Genomic DNA, 17,682 nt, shown 5'->3' on the forward strand with positions numbered 1-17,682 from the left:
CTTGCGCAACGGCGGTGCTCTTCATATGAGAAGAGCATCGTGCTGAGTTGCGTGCATCGTGCTTGTTCCCGCCCAACGGCCGACTTTTGGGCGCGTAGGACACCACGTTGATGGCGGCACGGGTGAACGACGGGCTGGCGTTGGCGCCGGTAATCGTGCGCGACCCGTGGACTGGGTTCGATGATGCGGTGCGCGGCTTGGTACGTGAGTTGGTGACGGCCGACCATCTCGCCGCCGCTCTTGCGGATCGCGCGGCGCACGCGGTCATCGAACGCGAAGCGATGGCGAGTACCGCGTTGGTCGAGATCGGCGTCAGCATCCCGCACGCGCGCCTGCCGGGCGTAAACGGCATCGTGGCCGCGTTGGCGGTATCGCCGGCTGCCGTGTACTACGCCCACGCCCAAGTCCCGATCACGATCATGACGCTCGTGCTCTCGTCGCCGTCGTTGAGTGGCGAGCACTTGAACTTCCTCTCAGCGCTGTCGCTCCTGTTGCAGTCGGAGGCTACCCGTATCGCGCTCCGCAACACCGCGACCGCGGCGCAGCTCTTTGAGTACGTGAGCGCGCACGAACGCTTTCGCTAAGATGGCCAGCGGCACCAGTGAGCGGCAAGCCATGCGACGATTCGCCAGCACTTCCCAACATGGAGGAGGATGGGGCCCGGTGGCCTCCCCGGTCTTCAAAACCGCGTGGTCCCGGCTTGCCGGGACGGAGGGTTCGACTCCCTTCCTTCTCCGCCAATGCTTTGAGATCAGTGGCATAGATGGACTTCACTTCGCGAGCCGAGGGCTGCAGTCTGTGGATCTTGCGCAATGTTGCTACCGACTACTAACGCGCCCCTTGAAGGCGCGCGTCGCAACGGTCACGGAGTGCTTCTTTGTGGTCAGCTACAGGAGCCTGAGATGACGCTCCCACGCTGTCGGGGACTATCGCACAACGCGAAAATCGTCAGCCGCCATCCTCAATCAACCTCCACCCATTCGCCTTGCAGCGCTCCAGCCAAGCAACCATTCTCGCGTTAGATGCGCGGGCATACGGGGACAGGGATTGGCCTGTCTCGCCATCATGAGTGGCGCACCACAACCGCAGGATTACATCGCCTTCTCTGGCAGCCACCGAAACCGCATCGTTCCGCAGTCGCACCATCTCCCTCAGTCCGTACCAGAATTGAATCTGGAGGGGGCCGATTGTGGTCCGCTCTGAATCTGGTGTTCTCAGTTCAAGGATGGCGCTTAGATCTTCGTCACGAGGCCAGTGTGTTTCAACGGCGTCAAGCCGTAACCCAAGTGCTGCCGCCGCGCCAAGCAGGGACAAAGTCCGGACCCATGCATCAAGTTCCCCTTGGCGCGTGGTGGTCAGCTCCTTGATCACACGCTCTCGAAGGCTCGATCGCAGAAAAGGCTCTCTCAAATCGGGTCGTAGCGTCACGCTCAGCGCGAGCAAACTGCCGGCTAAACCGCCCGTACTTGCCCCGGTCAGCACCTGGTAGTCAATCCATTCGTCTATTGCGATCCGCTTCAAGAAACGGTGGATCTCTTCGTCGGTAGCCTTAGTGGCGCACCGTAGGACATGGGACAGGTGCTGAATATTGCCGTTGGGTGGTTGCCATTCTTTTGGATCAGCTGTGCGTAGCAGCGCTAGGGCGGGTGCCAATACCAATTCCGATCGTCCCTTCTCGCTCGCAATTCGTTGGAATCGAGCTAAGGCATTGAGCGTGGTCGCATTGTCCTGCAACCGACTTCGCTGCCACCCCTCCTCATCCACATCCATGAAGACAGCGCTCCAGAGATCGCGGGCGGTTGCGGCCGACAGAATGTTAACAAGTACATTGAGGGGGGCAATGGTAAACCGCTCCACGAGGCGGGGACGGTTTTCTTCTCTTCCGAGTTCGTCCGTCAACTTATCGAAGGCCCCTCTCAGCTCCTTTGTCTTCTCCGCATAGGCTAGGAACACTTGGACCTTCTCTAGTGGCGTAAGCAGGGCACGATCGACGAGGCGGGTGCGGTTTTCTTCTCTTCCAAGTTCGTCCGTTAGTTTATCGAAGGCCGCTCTCAGCTCCCTTCCTCTCTGACGGCGTGTGGGGTGGGGCATGAGGGCTGTCTTCTCGGCATAGGCCAGGAAGGATTGGAGATCTCCCAGCGGCGTAAGCAGGGCACGATCGACGAGGCGGGTGCGGTTTTCTTCTTTTCCGAGTTCGTCCGTTAGATTTTCGAAGGCCGCTTCCAGCTCCTTTGTTTTCTCAGCATAGGCTAGGAACACTCCTACGTTCTGCAGCGACGTGAGCAGGGCACGATCGACGAGGCGGGTGCGGTTTTCTTCTCTTCCGAGTTCGCCCGCTAGCTGACCGAAGACCGTTTCCAGCTCCGGTGTTGTCTTCGCATAGGCCAAGAAGGACTGGAGCTGTTCCAGCGGCGTGAGCAGAGCACAATCGACGAGGCGGGTGCGGTTCGCACCGTCCGACAGAGCACGAAAGAAGTTGGTCAGAAGAGCTGGATCGTGCTTTTGTACCAGAGCAATCAGCGACTTCATCGTACCAAGATTCGGCAGCAGAAGTAACCGCTTCGAATCCTCCATCAACACGGTCAACATTTCCTTTGCTGGGGCAGACTGTTCGAATCCGGTCAACCGACTGACGAGTGTAATGCCACAGTACGGGTCCGCGCGGGCAATCAGTCGAAGCTCCGTTGCCGGGTCGACGGCGACAAAGGTGGCAGCGAGGAGAAGTCGGCCAAGCGCAGGGTGAGCCAGGCGATAACGGACATATTGCCCCTGGGCACCGGCCTGTTCTCGGAATACTAGGCCAAGGCGGCGACTGGCAACGTCGAAGCCCGCCTGTTGGTCGACCAGCGCGGCCTCGTTCAGGGACAACTCAAAGTCGGCGAGTACGGCCAGACGCATAAGATTACCAATTTCACCCACGCCCAATCTCTTCAGGTAGACCTCGCGAATTTCATCGACTGCGTCCTTCTCGGTCAGGACCCAGTTCTGTTTTGCCAGATCCGGAAGTCGTTTCAGCACCGCGGCGCTGAAGGCGATCAGGTCAGTCGTCGTGTCCGGGGATGTGGGGTCACCGCCGAAGGTACTGACCCAGCGGTCCAAGACCTCGAGTGGCGGTTCCACGATGGTAGAGGAGCCAGTCTTACGCCAGACCAGGCGCCGATAGACACCCCTTACCTCAATTTGGCGTGCCTTCAGTGGCACTGTCGGGATGTCGAGTCCGGTGATAGGGCTGCCGCGCCTGGTGTGCAATTCCCTGCCTACAAGCAGCAGTCGCGGGCGCTGGCTCGGGGTCAGCAGCCCCCAGGCCACCGCCAGCCTTTTCGCCAACCGCTCGTCGAGATGGATGTTGTCAAGAATGAACAGCACGCGAGGGTGGCCGAAGCGGACCAAGTCGTCCTCAAGGCCGTTCCCGGCTTCGAAGACCCGTTCGCCGAGCCGAGCCAGGTCCAGATAATAGGCCGGCCAACCCGCGCGGGTGGTCTCCAAGGCGAGCAACCAGGCCAGCACCGTCTTGCCCGAAGCACCGACCCCGCGCAGGAGAGCCCTACCCTCCTTCTCTAGAAGATCGAGAATGCGGTCGGCATCCTGTGGACGCTGAACCCACCCGCTCTCATACTCATCTGGCGAGGGAATGAATTCGGCCTGCGGGCTGTCGGGTGGCACGGCCGGCCGTACCAGCTCGAACCAACCAGGCAGGTCGGGGAGCCCCAATATCTCTACTCGGGTCCGGGCGAATTCAGGGCGCGCGAGTTCCTGGACAAGCTGGCCGCCGAAAACCAAATCGACGCGTTCCAGTACCAGCCCGGCTTCGTCCGCAAACCGTTGTCGCCACGTCCTCAGCTCGTCGGCGTCCGGTTGAATCGCGGGTTGGCCGGAGACAAAGACGAATCCAGACAGCTTTGGAGTTCGATCGCGAGCCTTCGCCACGTCTTCGCCAAGATGCTTCCAGATCTTTGATTTGCTCTTGCGGGTCGTTGCCTCAACTCCGTCGACGCGGCCATTGGGAAGAACGACGTAGGCGTCGGGCCAACCACAACGCGATTTGCCTCCAGGACTTAGCGCCCGGAAATCGAAGCGCGGAAAGCGATCGGGAAAGCGAAGGCGAGCATAGTCCTCAGCCACTCGCTGCATGTCCTCAGGTGTTAGGGTTTCAAGCCTTCGGGCAATCCGCGTTTCCAGATCCTTGCGTGAGTTCAAGCGGAACCCCCTTGAGAACAACAAACTCAGCCGGCGATATCGTGGTGGCGAATCTCGACTTGACGTGGCAGCGGGACCTGAATCGCCGTTGCAGCGTTGCCACCAGCTGGAAGCAATTCCTATCATGTACAGCTTAGTTAGTTCTATCCCCTACAACGTGTGAGGTGTCGTTCATCGCAGCGCCGTCTTTTTTTTGGACCTACCGTGTCAGCAAGAGATCGAGCCAGATTGGGAGATTTTCGGAGCTGTTGTGCGCTTGTTGCTGTGAGTCTACGCAACCCAGAACAAGGCGCGTCTCGGGGGTGACGACAACGGCGATCACCGTGAAGTTGCCATCACGTTGAGTAGACGACGGATAGTGTCACAATCGCTCGCCATTCCGAGGCCCTCATACTCGTCGCGCCGGGCAGATATCTCCACTATGAAGCGGGCGGAAAGCAAGGCCACAGAGTAGGCTGTCTTCCCCGGCGGAATGCGCGGATTGACGCTGAACTCATCGGGCCGATCTCTGAAGAGACGCATGCCGAAGAACGCGCCGTGGGCGGCAGCCGACAGCTGAACATATGTCCATGCGAGTTCCAATTCTTCAGACCCCAACACGGCGGCAACGGCGCTGGGGGAAGCCCATTCGGGGTTGAACCAGTACGACCGATCCTTGTCCCCGACCGCCTGCAGTGCATCATCGCGGTCTGCGGCTGGCAGAGAGCTGATCCGGTCATGGATTTCTTTGCGGAGCGAGGCGCGCATTGAGGATGGATACGCCGCGTCTCGGCTCAACCTGTTGTGACCCGAGTACAAGTACTTGAAGGCTGCGAGAGCCGGCTTGGCACTGCGAACGACCGCTCCCACCGAAATCCATATGTCGAAGAGGGTCCGCGCGAGTGCCGCCCCAGGGCTCGACCAACCCGCCTCGACGAGTTTGCCGATGGCCCGGTGCACGCAGACCCCGTCGTGCGAGAGAACGAAGAGGGCATCGCGGACAATGTCGTTGCTGGTGTTCTCGTACTTCGCCTTCGATGACTTGTTGAGTTCGACAGCGAGGTCAGTCGCAGCCGAGTGAAGCGCGATCGGCGACGGTGCAGCGTTCATCCATCTTCCTCAAAGCGCCTGAGCCTACCACAGAGCACCAGCTTCCCCCCATCTCGCACCCATGTTGCTCCCACGGGCGTGGGTGAGTCCTTGTGCGCCTGGGGTTTACGCCGTATCGTTTGCTCGATCAGGAGCGCATGACATGACTCCGAACCCGTCCGGCGATGATGTGTTGGCTTCGTTGAGCCGGCTCGACGGGCTGCCCGCGCTGAAGAGTGCCACGATACTCTCGCAGGCATTGTCACACTCGCTGGCGCTCGTTGCTGATCCCGCCGCTGCGTTGAGCCGATCGAAGATTCCGGCCAAGGTTCTTCTTCTACGCGAATTGTATGCCTATCGTCTTGCGGAGCTGGCCACATCCGCGTGCGATCTTTTCCGGGACGGCAGCGTGGTTGCTGCCACAGTCCTTACGCGCTCCGCCCTTGAGGTTGTCGCGTGGCTCTTTTCCGTCGATCGCAAAACTCGCAAGTGCCTGGAGAACGACGCCGTCGGAACGCTAGATGAGTTTCTCAATCGCCTGCTCTTCGGGAGCCGAACTCAAGGTGCGGAATGCAAGGCTTACAACGTTCTCGACGCAATCGATGAAATCGACAAGATGATTCCATCGTTTCGATCCGCCTATGACCTCTGCTCAGAATTTGCACATCCCAATGCCGATGGAGTGCTTCACTCGTATGGCCGGTACGACAAGGAAACCATAATCTTTAATCTCGACCCGAAGAAGCACCAACCGCCAGTCGACGGAATTGTGCCGATACTCGCGGGCGGTCTCGGATTCTTCATGGGCACGTATACGAACATGGCATCCTACTTGGCGGAGCTAGTCGCCTTGTGCGAGCGAGAGATTGATCGCAACGCCTAAGCCGGAAGCCGTGCGCGGCAGCATCAATCAACGCAGCGGTTGCTAACGTGCTGCAAACGAACCAGGCACCACCAAGCTCAAAGCGCCCGCATTCGGTGGAACGGTCTGGCGCGAAGAGCAACTATTTCCAAACACAGCCTCAGGTGGAAGACACTTCAAAACCGCGTGGTCCCGGCTTGCCGGGACGGAGGGTTCGACTCCCTTCCTTCTCCGCCAATCGCTGCCGCGACCATGACTACTCGCAGCTCACACGAGATCTCACCCTACGTCTGACGATTCACGAAGGGCTGATCGCGGGCCGCCAAGGCCGCTTTGAGCCCCTGCTCGCGGCTGGTCTTGGCCCACTGCTTCACCGCTGGAGTCTGATGCGCGATCACATCGAGATCGGCGGCCGATTGCTCGGCCGCGCGCAGCCCCATCACTTCGTAGAAACGATTCACCGCGGCTTTGTGCAGCGTCAGCAAATCGAGCGGAACCATGGCGATCCGCCGCGCCAAGGCCAGCGTCTCCTCGTCCAGCCGCTCACGCGGCACCACTCGATTGATGAGACCCCACTCCAGCGCCTCGGCCGCCCCGAGCAGATCGCCGGTGAAAAACAGCTCCTTGCTCTTGCGCATCCCGATCAGATACGGCCATAGCGACAGTGACGGCAAGACGCCGAGCGCTCGTCCGGCAGGATGCCCGAATTGTGCATCATCGGCGGCGATGGCGAGATCGCAGTGACCCGCCAGCTCGGTACCACCGGCCAGGCAGTAGCCATGGACCTGCGCGATGGTTGGCTTGGGAAGCGTCCACAGCCGCTGCCAGCGCTCGATGAACTTCTGCACGTTCAGGCGATCGGCGGTGACCGTCAGAGTTCCCAAGCCACCACCGCCGCCCGGCTGCGGCTGCAGATCGTACCCGGCACAGAACGCCCGGCCGGCGCCGCGGATGATCAGAACGCTGGCGTCGCGATCACCTTCGAAATCGTCGAGGGCGCGATCGAACTCGTGCAGCAACTGACCGTTCATCGCGTTCAGCTTGTCCGGCCGATTGAGCGTCAGCCGCACGACGTGGTCTCCGAGCTGCTCGTACGTGATCGAGTCGTAGTCCATGCGTTCTACCTCCGGATCAGTTGGGTCAGCCGCCTCTAGCACACGGCTGGCCGCGCGGGCCAACGCCCACAATCAACTTTGGTATTGCTTAAGAGTCACCTGCTCTTGTATCAGTTGCCGGTCGAGATGATTCACGCGATCGCACGGTCTGGAACTGGGGTAGCCGAGGGCGCGGGCCGTCGAGCGGTCGTGGCGTTCGTCCTACTCGTGACCGCCGGCACGCCGGCTCTCGCGCAACCGGTGCTTCCGGGCGACGTCAACGGTGACGGGCACATCACCACCAGCGACATCGGGCTGGTGATCGAGCAACTGTTCATCGACGACCCGGTGCCGGCGGCCGACAGCAACCAGGACAGCCGGGTCTCGGTCGCTGACGTGTCCGACACGGTCATCCGCTACGTCGAAGAAGCGTTTCCGCCAACCGCAACGCCAACACCCAGCGCGACGCCGACCATCGTACCGAGTACGACGCCCACCACGACACCGAGTGTCACTCCAACGGCCACTGTAACCGTGACGAGTACTGCCTCGTCGACGCCGTCGCCCACGCAGATAGCAACCGCGACCGCGTCGACCACATCGAGCCCAACACCGTCAATCACCTCGACGCCTCTCTTCACGGGGTCGGCGACACCGACAGCGAGCGTGACGCCGTCGGCGACGGCAAGCCCTACCCGGACAATCACATCGACCATCACCCAAACGGCATCGCCGACGCAGACACGCACCGCTACGTCATCGGCAACTCTCACCGCGACCAGCACCACGACCGCTACTTTGACCGCAACCCCTACCGCCACCCCAACCACCACTGCGACCGACACGCCCACCGCTACGCCTACCTTCACTCCGTCGTCGACGCCGACCGTCACGCCTACGGTAACGGTAACGCGTACCCCCACCATCACACGGACGCCAACGCCCACCTGCATCATCACCAATCTCGGCGGGCCGCCGCCGTCCCCCGCGGGGTTGATGTCAATGGCAACGCTGGACGTCAGCGATTGCCCGCGAAACTTCGGTACCCCTCCCGGGCTGCGTCGCACCGACGTGTATACGGTCGTCGGCACCCCGGGCACCGCGATGCTCATCACGGTAACCGCCAGCGGCTTCACCCCGTACGTCTCGATCGTCGACCCCAGCGGCACGTTCGCCGGCGCGGGCGGTGGCCCCTATGAGGCCGCCGCGCCGCTCGAGTTCTACGTCTCGACGACGCGCGCCTACGTCATAATGGTCACTTCGAATCCCGCCGCACCGGAAGCGTTCGGCTCTTACACCATCAAAGTGACGCAGCGGAATTGTCCCGTCGTGGCGCTCGGGGCAAGCGGCGTGAAGGCGCAAACGTTGAGTGATGGTGTCGGCACGGGTAGCTGCCCCGATCCGTCGGACCCCGTTACAAAAGCCGATGCGTTCCAATTTACCAGCACGGCCGGTGAACGCATCCAGATCAGAATGCTTAAGAATTCCGTCCCGCCTGATGCACTCGACCCATACCTCAAGTTGTTCGGGCCGAGCGGACGGGAGTTGGCCGAGGACGACAATAGTCTCGATCCGGACAATTTTGATTCGGTGAACGCCCGCATCGAGTTCTACAGCGTCCAGAGCGGCACCTATACCTTTTTCGCAACCGATGCAGTTGGCGGATCGGGGGCATACAAGATCGTTTTCGACCGCCCGGTCTGCGGCAAGCGTGCGGTTCCGGCACTCGCCGCTGGCACCGTTACGAAGCTTGCCCCACCGCCGAGCCCGCTGGACAACGGCGACTGCCAGGCCCCGCTGCTGTCACCCGGGATCGACATCGTCACACCTGAAATGGTCGACACCAACGCTCAGCTGTTCACGGTCAATCTCACCGCGGGCGACTTCTTCACGACGTACGCAGTGCCAGACGCGAACAGCGATGCTCCTTTAGACCCGCACCTGTGGTTGCTCGCACCCGACAACACGCTGCTGGCCGAGAACGACGACGACGACGAGATCGGCATCACCATCCCCACCACCGGTCTGTACACAGTGGTGGTCGGTGCCAACACACTCGATGTGACCTACAGCTTCGATCCGATGACGGCGGACCCGACCGCCAAGTACGACCTCTTCGTGCAACGCTGCCCGGCGGTGACCGCCGCGTTGAACACCGCCGTCGACGGGACGATGACGGATGCGGACTGTGAAGCTTTCGCGGGCATCAAGTCGCGCACCTACAAGGTTACGACCGCCACGCCACAGTTCCTCACCGTCACCACCCCAACGCTCGACTTCACCGTACGGATGACGATGATCGGCAACGACGGTCGACGAGTGGAGAGCGCGGTTGACCCGTTCGACCCGTTCGCCACCCGTGTCAGCCGCGTGCTACCCGCCGGCACGCATTTCATCGAGATCTCCGGCGTGCATGACGATGGGGCGCAATCGCTGCCGGCGGCATTCAGCTTCACTGCACAATCGTGCGCGACGCACGAGCTGGCAACCGGCGTGACGATGGGGAGCTTCAGCGATGGCGACTGCAAACTCGCGGACGGCTCGGCGTTCGACGTGTACACCATCAGCGGGCCGCTCAATAGCGCCGCCAGCCTGCTGCTCCCCGACAACGCCTGCAGCGTGGTTTCACTCACCGAGGGCTTTAGCGTCCCTCGGGAATTCTGCACCAGCGGATACCTACCGATCCCAATCGCCAAGGCCGGCACCACTGCGGTCATCGTCGACGCTTTTACGCCGGAACAGCGCGACAATTACCAGATCACGTATCGCACGTGCCCGATGACTTCGATCGGCGAGCTCGGCGTCAGCGGCGACCTCAGCGGCAGCGACTGTGTCGATGCGGCCGACAGCAAGAGCGACTTCTACTTGTACCGCGGTGCGACCGACCGCGTGCTCGGGTCGTCCCTGTTCGGCGGCACGGGGTCGGTCGCCGGCGGCGTCAGCGCGGGGTTCAGCACTCGCCTCGACATCCTCGATCTCAGCCAACCCTTCGAAGCCACCGGCCCGGCTCCGACGCTGGAAGAACTCGCCACCGACCTCGTCCCATACAACAGCGCGCCCCCGTGTCAGTCGGGTGCGGGCAGCCCGCCGTGTCTTGGACTCCTCGTCCAGATTTCTCCCGCCAACCCCAGTGACTCGGGACCGTATCACCTCACCTTCGACGCGCTGCCGTAACCTCGCGCCCATCGTCTTCGCCGGCCCCCGCAATCCAAAGAGGGCACGTAACCGTAGTCAGATTCGTTGCAGCCGTGCCCAAGGTCGATTAGAGTCGCGGGGAACTTGGGACTACGAGAGTGGGTTCGGCATCAGTGAGCTGACCCGCGGCCGCCGCAGCAACGTGGCGCGCCGCCACTAACCCACCGGGTGCGAGACCCGGATGTAAGGGAGGAGCAGTTATGAAGACGTCCGTCAAAGGTGCCGTGATTGCCGCCGCGGTGGCGGGGATTTTTGCCGCCCGCTTGGCGCTGGCCGATGAGGCTGGCAAGGGCGCGGCCGAAGCCAAAGTGCATTGTCAGGGCATCAACGCGTGTAAGGGCCACGGCGAGTGCGGCGGCGCCGGCCACGACTGTGCCGGCAAGAACGAGTGCAAGGGGAAGGGCTGGGTGTCAGCCAGCGAAGCCGACTGCAAGGCCAAGGGCGGCACGATCGCGAAGTAACTCGCTGCCGGGGCGCGGCCGCGCCGCGCCCCGGAACGCTTCCCGTGTCCACCCCACCGTATAGCCGACCCGCCGCACTCGGCTGCGGCGTCGGGTTGCGTCCCACGCACTATCCGTACATCTTCGAGCATTGGCCCGCGGTTGATTGGTTCGAAGTCATCTCCGAGAACTTCATGGTGTGCGGCGGCCGTCCGCTGCATACGCTCACGCGCATCCGCGAGCGCTACCCGATCGTGCTCCACGGCGTGTCGCTCTCCATCGGATCGGCCGATCCGCTCAACCTCGAGTATCTTGGCGAACTGCGCCGGTTGATGCAGCGCTTCGAGCCGGCCTGGGTTTCCGATCATCTGTGTTGGACCGGTGTTGGCGGCCACAACCTGCACGATTTGCTCCCGCTGCCGTTCACCGCGGAAGCCCTCGCGCACGTCGTCGAACGCGTGCAGCGCGTGCAAGATGCACTGGGTCGCCGCATCGCGCTGGAGAACGTATCGAGCTATCTCACCTTCTGCCATTCGATGATGCCGGAATGGGAGTTTCTCGCTGCCGTTGCGGAACGCGCCGACTGCGGCATCCTGCTCGACGTGAACAACATCTATGTCAGCGCTGTTAATCATCGCTTCGATCCGATCGAGTACATGCGAGCGATCCCCATCGACCGCGTGTGGCAGTTTCATCTGGCCGGCCACAGTGACCACGGTGATTACCTGCTCGACACCCATGACCACCCAGTGAAGGAGGCGGTGTGGGATCTCTACGTCGAGGCGCTCCACCGTTTCGGTGCGGTCTCCACGCTGATCGAATGGGACGACAAGATTCCGGAATTCCCCGAAGTGCAAGCGCACGCCGATCGTGCGCGCAGCTTGCAGGAGCGCGTCCATGCGCACGCCAACGCTCGAACAAACCCAACGCCTGCTGTGGCGATTGATCACAGCGCCTAGCGGCGTCGCCGATGGCCTGCGCACGTTGGACGGCACCGACCGGCTGTCACGCGGCGGGTTGGAGGCGATCGTCAACGGCGACGTCGTGCTGCCCGCGGTGCGGCGGCTCGACATCTACGCCAACATGTACTTCTTCCGCCTGCTCGATGCGCTCAAGGAAGATTACCGTGCCGTACTCGCCATGGTCGGCGATGCGTCGTTTCACAACTTGATCACCGACTACCTGCTCCACCATCCGCCGTCGCATCCATCGCTGCGCGACGCGGGCAAACATCTGCCGCCGTTCTTGCGCAGTCACGCGCTGACGCAGGCGCAGCCGTTTTTGCCCAACCTCGCTGCATTTGAATGGGCATTGGTCGACGCCTTCGATGCGCCCGATGCCGATTGCATCACGCGCGACATGCTGGCCACCATTGCCCCTGATGCGTGGCCCGATTTGCGGCTGCAGCTCGCGCCCTCGCTGCAGCTTCTCGAACTCGACTTCGCCGTCGGCGAATCGTGGCACCGCGTGCAAGCGGGCCAGCCCGGCGGCAAGCCGACGCGGCGCACCAATTGGGTGCGCATCTGGCGTCACGAATTGCGCGTGCTGCAGCGGGAGATTGCCGCCGACGAATTCGCCGGGCTGCAAGCGGCCGCCGGCGGCGAATCGTTCGCGACACTCTGCGAACGGGTCGCCCGCGGCGAGGAACGAATCGCCGCCTTGGTGCAGCAGTGGCTCGCCGACGGGTTGCTCACGGGATGCGACAGGTAGCAACCAGCGAGGACGATCACGCGGCGTACGAGAGTATGGGCGCGCCCGGTGCTTCGGCGCAGCGCGCTCGCAACAGATCGAGCATCGCTTCGAGTGTCGGGGCGCGCGTCACCATCTCCCGTAGCGGCGCACTGTAGGGCAACCCGCGCGTCATCCGGCAGATGAGCCCACGACCGCGACCAAGGGCGGCGGCCGGGTGGATTTCGCTCGCGAGCCGCTCGATCAAGTTGGTGATCATTTGCCAGACCTCGCGTTCGCTCGGCGGGGTCAGCGGACGACCGGCCTGCAGCGCCGCGATCTGTCCAAACATCCACGGATTGGTCAGCGCGCCGCGGCCGATCATCACGCCATCGACACCGGTTTCGCGCAGCCGCTGCATGGCGGTCGCCGGTCCGTCGATGTCACCGCTACCGACGACCGGAATCCGCACGGCGGCTTTGACTTGGGCGATAAACTCCCAGTCGCTCAAGCCGGTGTAGAGTTGTAGGCGCGTGCGGCCATGCACCGCCACCATCGCCGCGCCTTCGCTCTCGACGATGCGTGCAATCTCGACCGCGTTGCGCGAGTGCTGGTCCCATCCGGCCCGTAGTTTCACCGTCACCGGAATCGACACCGCACGGCGAATCGCGCGGACCATTTGCGCCAACGTATCGCCTTGGCGCATGAGTTCGGCTCCGCCGCCACGCTTGACGACCTTGGGGACCGGGCATCCGCAATTGATGTCGACGACCGCCGCGCCGTGATCTTGCGCCAAGCGCGCCGCCTCGGCCATGCGTTCAGAGTCGGCACCAAACAGTTGAATCGAGAGCGGTTGCTCGCTGGCCGCCGCGCGCAGCATACGCAGCGACTTCTCGTCGTGGCGACTGAGTCCTTCAATACTGATCAACTCGGTCACCACCAAGCCGACCGCGCCGGGATTGGCTTCCTTGATGGCCCGGCGGAACACCGAGTCGGTGATCCCCGACATCGGCGCGAGAATCAGATTCGGCGTCACGCGCACCGCGCCGATGTGGAACTCCGTCGTCATAGGAGTTCGGGCAGTAGCCGATCGCCGGAACACACGCAAGCCAAGAGTGACCAGTCAAGAGTGAACGGCAGCGGTCTTCTGCCTCACTGGATCGAGACGCATAGATGCGGCGTACTGTCATGCAGCGCCTGCAGCTCGCGAGCGAGTCGATCGATCTCGGCTCGCCCGAGCACGACGTCAACGTGCGTGCGATCGCGATCGATGGCGGCCAACTGGGCCGCGTGCGCTAGCAGTGTACGTAGCTCGTCGTCATTCTGCGGATCACCTGAGTATGCGAAGAGGACCGTCGACACCCCCGAGATGTCGCGTAAAACAGTAACCGAGAAAGTCGGCAGCGAGGGTTCCATCGTTCGACGCCTCCGTCGCGCGCCCCGTGGCGCGCACACCGTTAGATAGTGCAACCCCGGTGCCAGGGCTCGTGCGGAGTCTGGCCGTCTCGCAGAGCAGTCTTTACGGTGGATCAGTGCGCCACCGTCATGGCGCTGCTATCGACTCGACACTCGACCCCGCACGCGGAGGCGATCACGTGACGGATGACACACCAGTACCACCGTCACAACACGATGCGTCACGTACGGCGCTCGCCCTAGAACCCGACGGCGCACCCGTCCTTGCGACGATCCGAGCCGCCCCAGTACGCGCCCGTCACCGGATCGATCATGATGCCTTGTCCGCCGCCGAAGCCGCCGCGCAGCAACGTCGCATGCTCGTCTTCGACTTCGTGTCCACGTTGGCGTAGCTCATGCCGCACAGGCTCGTGATACTCCGGTTCGAGCGCCACCCGTGCGCCGTCGAGGTAGTGCAGGCGTGGGTAGTCGAGTGCTTCCTGGATGTTCAGGCCGTAGTCGACGACGTTCGAAACCACCTGTACGTGCGCTTGCGCTTGGACGTCACCACCCATCACCCCGAAGGAGAGCACGGGTCGGCCGGCGCGCAACAGCATTGCCGGGATGATGGTGTGGAACGGGCGCTTGCGCGGCGCGATGCAATTCGGGTGCTGCGGATCGAGCGAAAATCCGTAGCCGCGATTCTGCAAGATGATGCCGGTATCGCCCGCGACCATGCCCGAACCAAACGCCAAATACAGACTGTTGATCAGCGACACGACGTTGCCGTCACGATCGGCCGCGGTGAGGTACACCGTGTCGTGCCCCGATTGGATCACGCCCGGTGGCACATCCGACAAGGCGTGGGTTGGATCGATCAACGCGGCACGCGTACGGGCGTAGGGTTTCGACACCAACGTGGTCGTTGGCACCTCGGCGTGTTCGGGATCGGCGATGTAGCGGTTGCGATCGGCGAATGCCAGCTTGATCGCTTCGATGCGCCAGTGCAGGCAATCGGCGCTCCCCAACGGCAGCGCCGACATGTCGCAGGTTTCTAAGATGTTCAACGCGATCAACGCGGTGAGGCCTTGGCCGTTGGGCGGAAGCTCGCACAGCGCGTGACCGCGATAGTCGGTCTGAATCGGCTCGACCCAGGTCGAGGTGTGCTCGGCAAAGTCCGCCGCCGTATGCAGGCCACCGTTGGCGCGCGCGAAGGCAACGATCTGTTCCGCCAATTCGCCGCGATAAAACGCCTCGCGGCCCGCGGCCGCAAGCACTTGCAGGCTGCGGGCCAGCGACGGGAGACGAAACACTTCACCCAGTCGCGGCGCGCGTCCGTTGATCGTGAACGTGCGCAGCGCGTCGTGCTGGCGTAAGAGGCCAGCCTGCACGATCAGGTCCCACTGGTGCGCGATGATCTCGGACACCGGGAAGCCGGCGGTCGCGTAGTGAATCGCCGGCGCCAGCACCTCGGTCAACGAACGCGAGCCGAAGCGATCCAGCGCGCTGCACCAGGCATCGACGGCGCCGGGCACGGTCACCGGCAGCATCCCGTGCGCCGGCATGTGGTCACCGACGCGGTCGCGCAGCGCGTCGACCGTCGCTGCAGCCGGCGCGCGCCCACTGCCATTGAGCCCAAACAGCCGCTGCTCCTTGGCGCTCCAGATCAGCATGAAGCAATCGCCGCCGATGCCGGTCGAGAACGGCTCGACGACGCCGAGCACGGCGGCGGCGCACACCGCCGCATCGACGGCGTTGCCGCCGCGACGCAACACGTCGGCACCCGCCGCTGAGGCGAGCGCCTGACTGGTACACACCATGCCGTCGCGCCCCAACACCATGGAACGCTGACTGCGAAATCCCTCCACTTCGTTGCGTCGCGTCGCAAACATCGCGGCCCTCCCGTACGCGCAGTTAGTCACCGCCTTTTCGCTGCTGTCAAGAACGCGCTTGACCAACAGGGCGCGCCCGCTTCTAATGCTGGCGAATGATTCGTTGGGTATTGGTTCTCGCTGCCCTCTGGGGGTGGAGCGGTTTCAGGACGGCGACCGCTTCTGCCGCCCTGCTGGCCCCGGAGATCCGTCAGCGGCTCGCCGCGAGCGACCGCGTCGACATTGCCGTCGCGCTGCGACCACCGACGGAACGCGCGGCAACAGACGAACCGCAGCAACGCGCGCGCATCGCCCGACGACGGTCCGCTGTTCTCGCCGAAGCCGGCGCCCAACTTGCGCCCGACGACATCGAGCTTCAGCACCAATTCACCACCGCGAACGGATTCACTGCGTCGGTCTCGGTCGCAGGATTGGCGGCCTTGGCCGCACACCCAGACGTGGTGCGCATCGATGCGGCGCAGTACGGCGGCGCCGCGCTGGCCAACAGCGTGCCGCAGATCAACGGTGACCTCGTGCGCGTGCTCGGCATCGATGGCCGCGGTGTGACGGTCGCCGTGCTCGACACCGCCATCGATACCGCGCATCCGGATTTCACCGGACACATCGGCGAGGAGGGGTGCTTTTGCTTCGGCTGCTGCCCACACCACGCGAATCGTGCCTCCGGACCTGGCACAGCCACCGGCACCGGCATCGCCGCGGGGCACGGCACGCACGTCACCGGGATCATCATTTCGCAAGGCACGCATCACATTGCGAGCATCGGCGTCGCGCCGGGCGCGCAGATCACGGCCCTCCGTGTTCTGAACGCGGACTGGCGGGGCGCCCTCGGCGATTGGGTGGCCGCACTCGATTGGATCGCGGCGAATCGTCCGGACATCCGCGCCGTGAACATGAGTTTGGTCAGCGACGAGTTGTATCCCCCGGGCTGCGATGATGGCAGCGTGTTCAACATGATGTTCCACGAAGTCGTCGACACCTTGCGCGCCCACGGCACGCTGGTGTTTGCGGCGGCGGGAAACCATTTCAGCTCGACGATGATGGGCGCACCCGCGTGCGTATCGAACGTGGTCGCGGTGGGCGCGGTCGATCGCCAGGACATGGTCGCAGACTTCAGCAACAGCGACAGCGGGCTGGCCGTCTTGGCACCGGGCGTCGACATCCGCTCGACCGCACCCAACGCCACGACAGCCGTGCTGAGCGGGACCTCGATGGCGACGCCGCATGCGGTCGGCGTTGCCGCGCTCTTGTGGAGCGCCGATCCAGGCGCACACCCTGATCAGATCGAAACCTATCTGCGCACAACCGGCGTCCCGGTGCATGATGACCGCAATGGCCTCACCTTTCCCCGCATCGATGCGCTGGCCGCCTATGAAGCGCTCCTCCGCGATACCGCCTATGCCCGCGGCGGCGGCAGTCGACTCACCGACTGCTTGGTCGAATGGGGTTTCGTACCGACTTCGACGATGCACTCACGCGTACGTCCAACCGCGGTCTGCCACGACGGCGACCCCGCATGTGATCGCGACGATATCCCCGGTCAGTGTACCTTCGAGCTCTCGCTCTGTTTCAACGTGCCGGACGGCCGCATTCCGTTCTGCCGCACCAACGATCCGATCACGCGCCTGACCCTGCGGGCGCCGCAGATCGGCGCCGCCGATCCGGTGGAAGCCGGCAATGCCGCGGCAACGGCCGAGGTGCTGCCGGCGACTCCGATCGAAGGCCAGCGGGTGTGCACCGAGCCGATTCATCTCAAGGTACCCATCGTCAACGGCCACGGCCTGCGTACGGTTCACTTGACCGCCGAGAGCGGCGAGCGCCGCGATGTCGATCGCGCGCATTTGGTCTGCCGACCGGCCAGTACAGAAAAATAG

12 protein-coding genes and 1 tRNA gene are annotated in these 17,682 nt (G+C 63.2%); 8 read left to right on the forward strand and 5 right to left on the reverse strand.

Features of this window, described 5'->3' with window-relative positions; all coding sequences use genetic code 11:
- The first annotated feature begins 110 nt into the window (after window positions 1–110).
- On the forward strand, window positions 111–584 hold the full coding sequence (locus HYR72_06880; protein MBI1814683.1) for a PTS sugar transporter subunit IIA: 474 nt from the start codon (window positions 111–113) through the stop codon (window positions 582–584).
- A 61-nt stretch (window positions 585–645) separates the two neighbouring features.
- A tRNA-Sec gene (locus HYR72_06885) sits at window positions 646–740 on the forward strand.
- 208 nt (window positions 741–948) lie between these two features.
- Here the strand turns inward: HYR72_06885 and HYR72_06890 are convergent.
- Both HYR72_06890 and HYR72_06895 read right to left on the reverse strand, forming a co-directional pair.
- On the reverse strand, window positions 949–4,197 hold the full coding sequence (locus HYR72_06890; GenBank protein ID MBI1814684.1) for a hypothetical protein: 3,249 nt from the start codon (window positions 4,195–4,197) through the stop codon (window positions 949–951).
- Between the two features lie 318 nt (window positions 4,198–4,515).
- Window positions 4,516–4,944, reverse strand: coding sequence for a hypothetical protein (locus tag HYR72_06895; GenBank protein ID MBI1814685.1), 429 nt, complete (start codon window positions 4,942–4,944; stop codon window positions 4,516–4,518).
- A 484-nt stretch (window positions 4,945–5,428) separates the two neighbouring features.
- On the opposite strand from HYR72_06895, the gene HYR72_06900 reads away from it, so the two are divergent.
- On the forward strand, window positions 5,429–6,148 hold the full coding sequence (locus tag HYR72_06900; protein MBI1814686.1) for a hypothetical protein: 720 nt from the start codon (window positions 5,429–5,431) through the stop codon (window positions 6,146–6,148).
- 263 nt (window positions 6,149–6,411) lie between these two features.
- Here the strand turns inward: HYR72_06900 and HYR72_06905 are convergent, their stop codons facing one another.
- The gene (locus tag HYR72_06905; protein ID MBI1814687.1) at window positions 6,412–7,242 is read right to left on the reverse strand and encodes an enoyl-CoA hydratase/isomerase family protein; all 831 of its coding nucleotides are present in this window, start codon (window positions 7,240–7,242) and stop codon (window positions 6,412–6,414) included.
- A gap of 189 nt (window positions 7,243–7,431) precedes the next feature.
- Between HYR72_06905 and HYR72_06910 the strand changes: the two genes are divergently transcribed.
- The 4 genes from HYR72_06910 (at window position 7,432) to HYR72_06925 (ending at window position 12,566) form a co-directional block, all read left to right on the forward strand.
- Window positions 7,432–10,395, forward strand: a complete 2,964-nt coding sequence (locus tag HYR72_06910) for a hypothetical protein (GenBank protein ID MBI1814688.1) — start codon at window positions 7,432–7,434, stop codon at window positions 10,393–10,395.
- Window positions 10,396–10,616: 221 nt separating this feature from the next.
- Window positions 10,617–10,877 carry a hypothetical protein gene (locus HYR72_06915; protein MBI1814689.1) on the forward strand — a complete coding sequence of 87 codons (261 nt, stop codon included), beginning with the start codon at window positions 10,617–10,619 and terminating at the stop codon, window positions 10,875–10,877.
- 44 nt (window positions 10,878–10,921) lie between these two features.
- Window positions 10,922–11,815: a DUF692 domain-containing protein gene (locus HYR72_06920; GenBank protein MBI1814690.1), complete on the forward strand. Its 894-nt coding sequence runs from the start codon at window positions 10,922–10,924 to the stop codon at window positions 11,813–11,815.
- Complete coding sequence (locus HYR72_06925) at window positions 11,754–12,566, forward strand: putative DNA-binding domain-containing protein (protein ID MBI1814691.1); 813 nt, start codon at window positions 11,754–11,756, stop codon at window positions 12,564–12,566. Before HYR72_06920 ends, HYR72_06925 begins: the two co-directional genes overlap by 62 nt.
- A 16-nt stretch (window positions 12,567–12,582) precedes the next feature.
- Here the strand turns inward: HYR72_06925 and dusB are convergent, their stop codons facing one another.
- A complete protein-coding gene (gene dusB, locus HYR72_06930; protein MBI1814692.1) occupies window positions 12,583–13,593 on the reverse strand; it encodes a tRNA dihydrouridine synthase DusB in 1,011 nt (336 codons plus the stop codon).
- Between the two features lie 586 nt (window positions 13,594–14,179).
- The gene (gene ggt / locus HYR72_06935) at window positions 14,180–15,760 is read right to left on the reverse strand and encodes a gamma-glutamyltransferase (protein ID MBI1814693.1); all 1,581 of its coding nucleotides are present in this window, start codon (window positions 15,758–15,760) and stop codon (window positions 14,180–14,182) included.
- Window positions 15,761–15,906: 146 nt separating this feature from the next.
- Between ggt and HYR72_06940 the strand changes: the two genes are divergently transcribed.
- The gene (locus HYR72_06940) at window positions 15,907–17,682 is read left to right on the forward strand and encodes a S8 family serine peptidase (GenBank protein ID MBI1814694.1); all 1,776 of its coding nucleotides are present in this window, start codon (window positions 15,907–15,909) and stop codon (window positions 17,680–17,682) included.

Source organism: Deltaproteobacteria bacterium, assembly GCA_016178705.1.
Taxonomy (GTDB): domain Bacteria; phylum Desulfobacterota; class Binatia; order HRBIN30; family JACQVA1; genus JACOST01.